At 52.9% G+C, this 11,265-nt stretch carries 10 protein-coding genes; all 10 read right to left on the bottom strand.

What is annotated here, in order from left to right:
* Positions 1-116: 116 nt before the first annotated feature.
* The 10 genes from ABEA12_RS07465 to ABEA12_RS07420 all read right to left on the bottom strand — a co-directional run bounded on the left by ABEA12_RS07465 (position 117) and on the right by ABEA12_RS07420 (position 11,163).
* On the bottom strand, positions 117-434 hold the full coding sequence (locus ABEA12_RS07465) for a hypothetical protein (protein ID WP_210100609.1): 318 nt from the start codon (positions 432-434) through the stop codon (positions 117-119).
* Between the two features lie 465 nt (positions 435-899).
* On the bottom strand, positions 900-2,081 hold the full coding sequence (locus tag ABEA12_RS07460; RefSeq protein WP_210100608.1) for a glycosyltransferase: 1,182 nt from the start codon (positions 2,079-2,081) through the stop codon (positions 900-902).
* Positions 2,081-4,972 carry a bifunctional glycosyltransferase/CDP-glycerol:glycerophosphate glycerophosphotransferase gene (locus ABEA12_RS07455; RefSeq protein ID WP_210100607.1) on the bottom strand — a complete coding sequence of 964 codons (2,892 nt, stop codon included), beginning with the start codon at positions 4,970-4,972 and terminating at the stop codon, positions 2,081-2,083. Before ABEA12_RS07455 ends, ABEA12_RS07460 begins: the two co-directional genes overlap by 1 nt.
* 2 nt (positions 4,973-4,974) lie before the next feature.
* Complete coding sequence (locus ABEA12_RS07450; protein ID WP_210100606.1) at positions 4,975-5,436, bottom strand: FAD synthase family protein; 462 nt, start codon at positions 5,434-5,436, stop codon at positions 4,975-4,977.
* Positions 5,437-5,491: 55 nt separating this feature from the next.
* Positions 5,492-6,334, bottom strand: a complete 843-nt coding sequence (locus ABEA12_RS07445; protein ID WP_210102532.1) for a glycosyltransferase family 2 protein — start codon at positions 6,332-6,334, stop codon at positions 5,492-5,494.
* 55 nt (positions 6,335-6,389) lie between these two features.
* Positions 6,390-7,214 carry a CDP-alcohol phosphatidyltransferase family protein gene (locus tag ABEA12_RS07440; RefSeq protein WP_210100605.1) on the bottom strand — a complete coding sequence of 275 codons (825 nt, stop codon included), beginning with the start codon at positions 7,212-7,214 and terminating at the stop codon, positions 6,390-6,392.
* Positions 7,214-8,257 (bottom strand): glycosyltransferase family 2 protein, encoded by a 1,044-nt coding sequence (locus ABEA12_RS07435; protein ID WP_345467299.1) that lies wholly within the window; start codon positions 8,255-8,257, stop codon positions 7,214-7,216. Before ABEA12_RS07435 ends, ABEA12_RS07440 begins: the two co-directional genes overlap by 1 nt.
* Positions 8,254-9,138 (bottom strand): ABC transporter ATP-binding protein, encoded by an 885-nt coding sequence (locus tag ABEA12_RS07430; protein WP_210100604.1) that lies wholly within the window; start codon positions 9,136-9,138, stop codon positions 8,254-8,256. Before ABEA12_RS07430 ends, ABEA12_RS07435 begins: the two co-directional genes overlap by 4 nt.
* Positions 9,122-10,021 (bottom strand): ABC transporter permease, encoded by a 900-nt coding sequence (locus tag ABEA12_RS07425; RefSeq protein ID WP_345467296.1) that lies wholly within the window; start codon positions 10,019-10,021, stop codon positions 9,122-9,124. The genes ABEA12_RS07430 and ABEA12_RS07425 overlap by 17 nt, the downstream gene beginning before the upstream one ends.
* A gap of 89 nt (positions 10,022-10,110) precedes the next feature.
* Positions 10,111-11,163, bottom strand: coding sequence for an LCP family protein (locus ABEA12_RS07420; protein WP_210100603.1), 1,053 nt, complete (start codon positions 11,161-11,163; stop codon positions 10,111-10,113).
* Positions 11,164-11,265: the final 102 nt, after the last annotated feature.

Here is an 11,265-nt window from a genome sequence, read left to right as displayed (position 1 = left end):
GCTCGCCGCACCGTGTTGTGTGGCGATCAAATCAGATGATCATGAAAAGTGCTCGAGCGGTACCGTGTGAGCAGAACGGAAGTACCAACAAGCCGGAACATGAGTACCTTCAGACGCTATTTAGCAGCCGGAGCTTGGACGTACCGGTGCCAGGCCTGCTGCAAGGTGTAGTGCCGGTTGGATTTCATGGACTTCACGATTGCCGCCAAGTCCGGCTGCACGAATCCGACCGAGACGTTCTTCCGGCCATCGGGAAACAGCTCCGCCAGGTCATCGCGGCTCAAGGATGCTGCCTGTTCCGTGGTGATGCCCCGGGCTCTGACGGTCTTAGTCACCAACGCGATTTCGCGGCGTGAACATCCCACGGTTTCGACTATCTCGCTGTAGCTTCGGTGCTCGAGCACCAAAGCCATGATCGCACTGTAATCAGCCATCAAAGGCCCCTCAATCAACGCAGCAGCACCGGATGTGCCGCAAGTTTCTCAAGCGGACCACAACCTAGCCCCCAGCGGTACCCTCTAGCCGAAAGCAGCCGTACCGCCTACCCGGACTGGGCGTACCCACTGTCCGAATTTGCCAGTTATGACTCGGTGGGCTCTGGAAAATCAGGATGACCTATTATATCGAGCTCCGACACCTAGGCTGCTCAGATACGGTTCAAGTTCCCCGTGATACTACGGATTTTCTAATTTGATCTCGGGCCGATGTCCGGAGCCCTGAGGTCAAGGGAACGGCTTGATACGCCCTATAAGAGTCCAACTGCTCAGAGGTCACAACACTAGGCCACCTCAACCAAGAGGCGCTACTTGGCAACCGCTGAACCGGTCACGGAAATAGTAGCCAAAACTGTTAACTAGGTTTGGCCAGAGACGAGCCATTCAGCGGAACCAAGATGACTACTATAAGGCGATGTCGTTCATAAGTTTCATCCATTCTGCCATGACTTTTTCGGGAGTAAAAGCCTGCACATGGCTTCTGCTGGCTATCGACATACCTTCAAGCATGGCCGAGCTAGAAGCGATCTCCAGGATTGCAGTACCCAACTTCGAGCTATTCCCAACCGGTACGATCGTCCCGGAAACACCGTCCATGATCAGATCGCTAATTCCCGGAGAGCAGTCTGTCGAAACTGTCGGAACTCCTGCAAGCGCAGCCTCAGCAATAGACAGCGGTAATCCCTCGTTTCGTGAACAAAGAACGTGAATGCTAGCCTTCTGCAGCAACCCTCCAACTTCATTGGTCATGCCCATCAGCTGTACACGAGGAATCGAAGAAGCAGTAATCTGTTTCTCCAAATCGCTTCTGGATTCTCCCTCACCATATAGTTCGACTCTCCAGTCCGGCAACCGATCAGAGATCTCGTTCCAAGCATCAAGAAGAACATCATGTGCCTTATTTTCGTCGTATCGACCAAGAGCAATGATCAATCGTTCTTTATTACGCGTCGTTGCAGAATTTTGCTCTTCATGAATAGTGACGGCATTCGGTATCCACGTAGCGTTGTTCATACCCGACCTTGTGAAACTAAGTGCGTCTTCTTCGGTTAGACAAACAAACTTCTCAACATTCACATAAGCACGATGAATTCTCCCCAAATCACGAGTCTCGACAGCCATTTTGTAGGAACTGTGATACTGCCCGATTACTCGAGGCATGGATGGGTTTTTTCGGTCGTAGCCGGCCTCAACAAGATGTTCCATTCCGAAAACCTGTGTACATATAATCAATGTCCCTGGGCCCCAGCACTTTAGCCGTTCGCTCAACCGCGCAACCGCATTGGCCCGACCAGTAATTCTCCTGTGGGTTCTCCGTCGAGCACCAAGATCAAACTTAGCGCGCAGTCCTGTGGAGGTTTCTTTAGCGGGAGGAATTTCATCCCAGAGGACAGACGTGCGAATGGTCGCGGGCCTATGAAGCTCCATCAACTCACTCTCACGAGTTGGTGTCACACCGAGAAGTTCTACCTCAAACCCCCGGTCAAAAAACTCCAAGGCCATCTGGTGCACAAAGCGCCCCACACCGCCGAGCCGATCAATATCGTTGGCCAGAATGACAATTCGTTGGAATGAAGAAGTGCCCATTACTTTTCTCCCCAAACTCTTGTAATGGCGTCCTCGGACGCGTGTCCCGTCTCTGCACCCATGAAACGCTCCTGGAACAAAACCCTCTGCTCAGGAGCCACGTCTGACACCAGTGCTTCAGAAATAGCATGGGCAAGCTCGTGCTGACTTTTCACGATTCGACCAGGGGCGAACTCGGTGATGTCAAAATAGGTTCCCCGCTCGTCACGAACATACGACTCAAGATCATAGGCATACAGGATTATGGGTTTATTTAGAATAGAATAATCAAACATCACGCTTGAATAGTCAGTAATTAATATATCAGCAATTAAATACAATTCTGAAATATTATCCACATTCGAAACATCAATAATATTATGTGAAAATTTCATTGGTATTGTCAATTTATTTAAATAATGGGGCCTTACGAGCAATAGGGTGTCCGATCCCAGGGCTTCAACCCATTCTTGCAGATCGAGGTTCAAGCTTAAAGGCCGTTTGGACCCACTATTTGAAGCCCTGAACGTAGGAGCATATAAAACAACTTTACGATTTGTTCGGATTCCCAGTTGGGTTCGGATAGCCTCAAGGCATAGCTCCTGCTTGGCCGATGACACAAGCTCATCATTGCGCGGGCTTCCGTACGGCAACAATTCTCCTCGGTATCCAACAGATTTGACAAAGGTTTCCTCGAAAAAAGGACTCGGATTACAGAGATAGTCCCAAGCATCAATGGTGCGCTTAAACGCCACGCGTTTATCCGGAGAGGCCGACTTCATCGTTGGCATGTCATAGCCCATAAGCTTCAACGGAACACCATGCCACGTTTGGAGGTATGTTTGACCAGAACGCTTTCTAAAGTAGGAAGGCCACGACTGATTGTCCACCAAATACTTTGAAGTTGCCAGGGCCCTAAGATAACCGAGGGATCCTCGGACCACGGTCTCATGTGCGCATGAAAGTGCGTGGTCGAATCCCGGAGCAAAACTCCAAATCTGTTTCAGATCAGGTCTAGCCTTCGCAAGCGCCAGGCTAATTGCCTTTGGGCTATCGCTGTAGCTCTTTCCCATATGCGACTCGAAAAGTACGCATCCTTCGCGCAATACAAAACTCCGAAATAATCGAGAAATTGGGGCAAGATACCTCGAACGAACCTGCGTCTCAGCACTGAACCTACCAAGTGTTTGCTTACATACGTGGGAAATCGAATGATACATAGAACGGATGACCGTTCGTTTGTCACTAACTTTACGTTGGCGCAATCCCGCGGTGGTGTCAACTGTCCTATAGATGTAAAAGGCCTCTCGAGACAGCCGCGCACCGTAGTTCTGCCGAACTATTAGTGATTTTCTGTTCGGAATTTTAGTCGCTACGAAAAGGTGGCCTGTTACATGGAGAGAGTCACGTGCGACCTGCACCATAAAGCCCAATTTTAGGTTCCCTTGGTGTGGCAACGCTTCTGGAATTAGAACGTCCGCCTCCCAAGTCAAGTTTCCTGCATGCCACCCTAAAACATTTACCCTAGCTAGCTTCCTGGTCCTATCCCCAGAACGACTGAATACAACAATATTCATATCGAAATTTTTAAGATCACTTAAATGTTCAAACTGATCATTGGTTTGACCATGTATTCTGTATATATATTTATTTATTCTTTTAAATTTAGTTACTTCATGATAAAATGCGTATTTGAACCATGGAATTTCAATGTAATTCGAAAATGGAATATTTAAAAATTCTGTCGGTATAGATTCATCGACATGGGATGTGGTTTCACCATTAGCCGAAAAATTATTCCGCTCGCTGAAGGGACTAATTGACGGGGGCGCACTAACCATCCCTCGAATCATTCGCAGGGCCCACCTAACGCGGCTTGGAATACCAGACAAAGCAGCGAGGTAGAGGATTTTTTCCTGGTCATCCAGTTTAGAAATCACATGGTTCTGAATTTCTGCAATTTGTGGACGTAGTAACCGGAGAATCTCCTCAGACAACCCATCGTCATGCTTGGCGATATCGTTCAGGTAGAGACGGGCATCATGCCGGAGTATTTTGAGCTGGAGCCTGTCGGCTAGGGCGGGTGACGCGCCGTCTGACATTATCGACTTGATGCGAGCGAGCGCTTCCAGGCGATACTCGACATTTTTAATCGAATCACGTTGGTTTGTTATAGATTTACGTTCTACAACAGGATAAATTTTCCATACGTATGTTGATTCACATATTATTTTAATTAGGTTACTTTTTTTATATATTTGTGCGGTGAACACGAGATCTTCATAATGGATATCTTCAGGACAATATATATTATTATCATCTAAGAATTGTTTTGAAAATAATTTACCCACCGCAATAGTGTCAATAGCCAACTCTGGGAATGACTCGATTCCCTCGATCAGCAGGGGATCAGAATAGAGTCGGGCATGCCATCCGCTCCAACGACCCGTCGCAACATGGAACCGCTTCGTCTTACCAGCGATTACATCCGCGTTCGATCCCTTCGCGGCATTGATCAGGTTCTTACAGGCATGTACGTCCAGTTCGTCGTCACTGTCGAGGAACGTAATCCATTCGGCAAGAGCTGCTCGGCGCCCAACATTGCGCGGAGCACCTACACCTCCCGAATTTCTGGGCGTCTGCAGTACCCTGATTCGGCTGTCGGAAGATGCTAACTCGAGGGCTTTTTCATGGCTATCATCTGTTGAACAATCGTCTACAACAATAATTTCAACATTATTGTGTGTTTGATATTGCGCGGACTCAATTGAGGTTATTAGATTATGGGAATCGTTATATACAGCGATGACTACCGTGATGTCAGGTCTAGTACCTCGGATTGGCCCCTGGACAGGGAGACGTTCTAATTCTGGTCTTTCGTTGATCTCAACTATCGATTCGCTACCCCCCATTTTTAGCTAAGCTCCTTAACGATCTGGCTCAGGCTGTCCAACGTATCCTTGAGCTTGGCAACATGCCGTTCGTCAAAGGCGCTCAAGACGCGCTTGAGCTCAGTGGTGGAAATACCCGTCGTACGTGGGAGATAGACGACTTCTACCTTGTCGCCCAGATCGTCGAACTTTCCCTTCCAGTCCTCTCCGATGCCAAAGACGTCAACATCATACTTGGCGATGTCCAGGCGTTTCTGGTCCCAGTTGTCCTCCGGAATGGCCTGATCCACGTATTGGATGGCCTGGACGATCTCGAGTCGCTGTTCGAAGGGTACGATCGGCTTCTTGCCCTTGATCGCATTAAACTCATCGGTGGAGACACCGACGATCAAACGGTCGCCCTTTTCCTTCAGGCGCTTGAGGATGTTCAAGTGGCCGACGTGGAAGAGATCGAAGGTTCCGTAGGTGAGGACTGTTTTCGCCATGTAAATCTCCAGTAAGTTGATCGGTGCGTCTATGGAACGTGCTGGTCGGTAGTTCTCAAATGATTGGTGGCCGGCCGGCAAGCATCATCCGTAGATGAGTCGACCATTTTAGTTTAGGGCGTGGAGTTGAATACCAAGGACTCTCTCTCCACCCGGCGAGCCATCCACTGAAGTACTGGCGGAGGGCACCGGGTTCCTTGCGCAACCGCATGGCCTCAAGCAATGCCCAGCTTGATACATACAGCCAGCTAAAAGGCCAGCGCAGGTTCCTCTTGGCAAGCCAAACACGGTTGCGGGCATTGAGCCTGTAGAACTCCTCATGCCGGCGTTGGTCGACGACGGGATGCCCGATCCGCATGTCCCCTGCGTACCAAACGTGGTGTCCGGTGTCCCAAACCCGCCACGCGAGTTCGATTCCTTCGTGGGCATACCAAAATCCACCGGCCCATCCCCGGGTTTCATCGAAGATGTACCTAGGCATCACTAGGCAGGTTTCCCCCACGTGAAAGACGCGGCTGGAGTCTTGGGCGGTTCGTTTGTTCAGGCGGGGGATCCATCGCGTGGGGTCATCGTCGCACAGCGGATCGGTGATCCGAGGCTGGAGCAATCCCATCTTCGCGTGCCGCTTAAAGCGGGAGACCGCTTCATCAAGGAAATCGTCGTCCAGGAACCACGAGTCGTCATCCAGGAAGCAAAGGTAATCGCCAGCCACTTCCGGGACCCCTGCGTTCCTGCCTGCAGGAATTCCCAAGTTGTCCTCAAGAAAGTGAGCCTTGACACCGGGGGGCAAATCGACGGGATCCCAGCCGTTGCCGACGACCACTACGTCCAACTCGACGTTGCGTTGCTCCAGCAGGCCGCGAAGCGCCCGGTCAAGTTCGGCGGGCCGATTGCCCATGGTGAGTACAACGACCCCGATGGTAGGCAAAATGCTTGCTGAGTGTTTCAAGGGATCACCTCAACCGTGACGATGCCATGGTCGAGATGAAATGGCCGATGTTCACCAGGAAAACCGCAGGAAGAAGAATCCAAATCATCCATTTTTCGGCGATGCCCGGCGTGCCGACGATGGTGGAGACTATCGAAAGCGCCAGGATGAGCAGGCTGAGCTCGACCGCGTGCAACATTTTGTGGAAAGGCAGGAAGCGGGCGGCGGAGCGAAGTCGACCCACCATGCTGGTTTGTGCCACGGCGCGGGCATCGGCGGTGTCAGGGAGCTTGCCGAGCCCGGCCATGCCGCGTGCAGCATGGACCATGAGGCTCTGTGAGCGGTTGAGCACCAGAAGCACCGATAGGACGGCCGCGACGAACAGTGTTGGCCATGCTTGGGAAGCGTCGGTTCCTTGGAACTGAAGTTCACGGAAGACGCGGTATCCCAGGGCAATCGGGATCAACGCCTCCGTGGTGTGGTGGCCTACCATGTCAATAAAGATGCCGCGCGGTGATTGCGTGCCACGCCAACGCGCCACTTCACCGTCGCTGCAGTCGAAGTAGAGCTGTACCTGGGAGAGCACCACAGCCAGGGCCGGTCCCCAGATCCCGGGGATCAGCAAGGCCACTGACATGAGCCATCCGGCAAGGATCATCAGTCCGGTGACGCCGTTGGCGCTAATGCGGGTTCTCACCAATACTGCGGTGAGGTAGATGGAGATGTGTCGAAGGTAGAGTTCAGCGGTCCAATGCTCTGCGTTGCGCCGTGCTCGGACTTCCGGCGGTTGGCAGACCTCGCGCAGCTGCTCCAGGGTCGGGCGGTCGGATCGACCGGTTTTGCTCGCCACTAGCTGACACGCCCCTTGTCCAACGTCCCTTGGGCACCGCGTATACGGCCCTTGACGAAACCCACCCCCCAAGGAAAGTGGATGGTCGGGAATACCCCCAGCATCAGGAACCTTTCCTTCAAGGTGGTGCGCTTGCCGGTAATCGTTGCGTAGATGACAAGACCGGCATATCCCACCGGAGCCAACTTCAACATGTTCAATGCCATCCGTATACCCGTCGGTGCTTGGGACGTCAGCCATGGGTCAAGCACCCAAGCCATGACGCCCAATGAGGTCCCAACGACCATCAACGGTGGCAGGTCATGACGAATCGATTTGCCATCAGGGTAACGACGGGAAAGCTCCCCACGCCAGACTCCCGAGGCATATGACTGCGCGGCCAAGGCCTTGTACCTATCACGTGGAAAATACGCGGTCTGCAGTTCGGGGTCGAACCACACCTTGTGACCCGCTTGGCGGATCCGTAGGCACAATTCCCAGTCCTGCGCCCTGTGCAGCGATTCGTCGTAGTATCCAACCTCGTCGAAGACCTCACGGCGAAAGATGCCAAGGTACGCCGATTCGGCAGGACCTTCCGGGGCACCGCTGTGGTAAGCCGCGCCTCCCAGCCCCCAGGGCGAGTGGTAGGCGGCCGCGACAGCACGCTGAAGGGGATTCTTCCCCTGCGCGTCCATGAGTCCCCCGACGTCGTGGGCGTCAACACGGAACAAGGTTTCCACCCCGCGGGCAGTATACGTTGGTGCCAGTTCGCTGTGCGCATCCACCCGGATCACGATGGGAAATTTTGAGACCTTGATAGCGAGATTCAAACCGATGGGTGTGCGACCTTGGGGGTTGTGCACGAGTTTGACGCGGGCATCCTCAGCCGCCAATTGTGCGGCAACGATGTCAGTCGCGTCGCTACTAGGCCCAAGTGCCAGAACGATTTCCTTCTCACCCGGGTAATCTTGACCGAGAACGCTGGAAACTGCGAACCGCAGATAGTCGGCTTCGTTGAGCACGGGCATGACATACGAGACGGCGAGATCTTGTGGCAGGGTCACTTCTTGACCTTGCCCTTCGGTTTATCCTTGTTTTTGTAGGCTTCAACTACCGTTTTGGAGTCGCCGTCCATCATCAGGACGCCCTTTTCGATCCAGATCGCCCGGTTACAGGTATCGAGGATTGAATTCATCGAGTGGGATACCAGGAAAATCGTTCCGGCGTTCTCACGGATCTCACGGATCTTGGCTTCGCTTCTCTTGCGGAAACGCGCGTCCCCGACGGCCAAAGCCTCATCGACGATCAGGATGTCGTGCTGCTTCGAAGCGGCAATTGCGAACTTGAGCCGTGCCGACATGCCCGAGCTGTAGGTACGCATGGGCAGGTCGATGAATTCCTCAAGTTCCGCAAACTTGATGATATCCTCGCGCATCTGAGTGATTTCCTGACGCTTGTAGCCAAGCGCCAATCCACCGAGCATGATGTTTTTATCCCCCGACAGATCAGCAATCAAGGCGGCTCCCACTCCGAGCATGTTGGGCCGAGAGGATGCGTAAACAGAACCCGTCGCTGGAGTGGTCAGACCTGTAATAGTGCGCATGAGTGTGGATTTGCCTGACCCGTTTGAGCCGATGATCCCTATGGATTCGTTTTCATAGCCGACAAAGGAAACACCCTTGACCGCATGGACCTCACGAATGCCTCGCATCGAGGGTTGCAGCAAACGCTTGGCACCGGCTGAGCCAACCGATTTCCCGCTCGAGTACACCTGGTATTTGACATGCAGGTCATCAACGATGACAACCGGGGTACGTGTTTCGTCAATGTGCAGATCCGACGCAGCGACGTTCGTATCGGCAGTCTTGTCGTAGACCGGTTCTGGCTCGAATTTGGCGTGACGCCGCGGATCAATCAGGTCATCAAAACTAGTCAACTCGACCATAACGCTCCTCAGCAGCCCAGAAATAGATGGCTCCGCCTACCAGCATGACAACTGCCCAGGCCGACAAGACAATCCAATAGAAACCCGGATACTGGTACTCGGTGCCGTCCATGATGGAGCCGCGTGCAAGCAGCAATGTTTGGTAGATGGGGTGGAAATCGAATAACCGCACCAGCCCCGGGAAAGCGTTAAGGACGCGATCGATAGGGAAGAGAACACCGGAGGTGAAAAAGAGTACCCGTGTGATCACTGGCAGAATTTGAGTGAAATCGCGGACATGCACTGTCAGCCGCGCACATACAAGCGCCACTCCCATGTTGAACATCGAAAATAGAACCAGCAGGGGAATGATCATCAGCCAGCTTGCCTTAGGTGTCGTTCCCAAGACCGTGACATAGATAAACATGACGACCAGCATCGGCACCAGGGTGAGAAACTGCTGAACCACGGCCGCTATGGGCAAGGTAATTCGAGGGAAGGAGAGTGACTGGACCAGCGCAACGTTTCCAGTGATCGATTTGGCTCCGGAGTTGGCCGAACCCGTGAAGAACTCGAACAAGAACACGCCGATAACAACGAAGGAGGGGAAGTCGGGCCCTCTGCTGCCACCGAGCAATATCCCGAATATGAAGCCGTACATCAGCGCGTTCATGGTCGGCTTGATAACAACCCACAACATACCCAGACGGTTGCGCTGGTTGCTTGCTTGGAGACGGCTTTTGGCCAGCTCGTACGCGAAGTCCCGTCGGGCCCAGGCCTGCTTGAGATAGGACCCAAAGCTAGGGCGTGCACCTACCCGTATCAGGCCATGCTGCGCCGCTTGTTCGGCAGCTGTCATAGTACTTGTTACCTCGTTGGTCACGGTTTTCTCGTCTGCAGACACGGACGAACCTATTGAAGTCTAGTAGAAAGGCATGTCGAACACGTCGTGGCATCCTCTGCCTGGGGCATATGTGATCCACGCATCACGTATCAGTTCTCGAGATCCGCGCCTTCCAAGTACGTTTTCAACGTATCTGTTCTGAGCGCCTTACCTATATCCGCCAGTGCTTTTTCATCCCGAATGACGATCGATTGGCCATCGGGTGATGTCCCCGTTCCGGCTGTTGGCAGCGTGAACATTTCAATGTCGTTTCCCCGAACGTTTTTCAACTGCAGCCCCAACCCTGCTGCAGTGGCAGCGTCCAACCCGTCGTCGAGGGACAGGAATGGGGAGACCTTGTCAATGACTTCGAAGATCTTCGACGGACTGGTCAGAGTGTCCTTGGATAGCAGCTCGTTCGTGATCGCCTTGATGAATTTTTGTTGGTTTCGAACGCGTTGGTAGTCACCGTCGATGAAGGACTTACGCTCGCGCACGAACCGCAAAGCACGATCCCCGTTCAGCTTGATGTCCCCCACGGGATAGAAGTAGTCAGTGTCATTTGCGGTGAAAGCAAAGTCGTTGTGAACCTTGACGCCACCCAGTGCAGTGCTCAGTTCACGGAAACCGTCAAAGTCAATCATGGCCACATGATCGATCTTGGTGTCCAACATTGTCTCGATTGTCTGGACAACAAGAGGCACGCCACCAAGGGCCATCGTCGCATTAATCTTTTGGGGTTTGTAGCCGGGTATTTCCGTGTAGAGATCCCGCATGATCGACATGACGTAGACGCCGCTCCGATCTTCGGGAATGTGCATCAGCATCATGGAGTCTGAACGCTGGTCGGTACCTCCCCCTTCAAGCAGGTCCGAGGTCTCAGTGCCGTCTGCCCCGTGGTCGACACCCAAAAGCAGAAAATTCAGGGAGCCGTCATCCGGGTTTTTGACGGGCCGAAATTCCTCGTCAGGAAACGCTTGACCGATGGCTTGGGTTTTCGAATCGAATGTCTGAGCCAGATTGGAGAGGTAGGTAGTTGCGACGACTGCGGCCACGACGACCACAGCGATGCAGCTCAGTAGCACGATCAGACCAGTGCGTTTCTTTCGTCGGGCCAGTCGCCGCGGCACGTAGCCGCTTTCGAATTCTTTACTGTCAGTCAAGCAATGTCCTCATCAGGCCGGAACGAGAAGTCTTGAACGACTCGGGGTATTGGTTCGGTAGACAACTTTCGCACAAACAAGGCAAGGCTAACCATCGAGCCT

Source organism: Paeniglutamicibacter antarcticus (genome assembly GCF_039544305.1).
Lineage (GTDB): Bacteria > Actinomycetota > Actinomycetes > Actinomycetales > Micrococcaceae > Paeniglutamicibacter > Paeniglutamicibacter antarcticus_C.
The sequence above is the reverse complement of the archived record's forward strand: the minus strand, read 5'-3'. Positions and strand labels throughout refer to the sequence as shown.

Excerpts from the sequence above, each read along its gene's own strand:
- ABEA12_RS07465 (WP_210100609.1), bottom strand. The coding sequence starts at position 434 with ATGGCTGATTACAGTGCGATCATGGCTTTGGTGCTCGAGCACCGAAGC.
- ABEA12_RS07460 (WP_210100608.1), bottom strand. The coding sequence starts at position 2,081 with ATGGGCACTTCTTCATTCCAACGAATTGTCATTCTGGCCAACGATATT.
- ABEA12_RS07455 (WP_210100607.1), bottom strand. The coding sequence starts at position 4,972 with ATGGGGGGTAGCGAATCGATAGTTGAGATCAACGAAAGACCAGAATTA.
- ABEA12_RS07450 (WP_210100606.1), bottom strand. The coding sequence starts at position 5,436 with ATGGCGAAAACAGTCCTCACCTACGGAACCTTCGATCTCTTCCACGTC.
- ABEA12_RS07445 (WP_210102532.1), bottom strand. The coding sequence starts at position 6,334 with ATGGGCAATCGGCCCGCCGAACTTGACCGGGCGCTTCGCGGCCTGCTG.
- ABEA12_RS07430 (WP_210100604.1), bottom strand. The coding sequence starts at position 9,138 with ATGGTCGAGTTGACTAGTTTTGATGACCTGATTGATCCGCGGCGTCAC.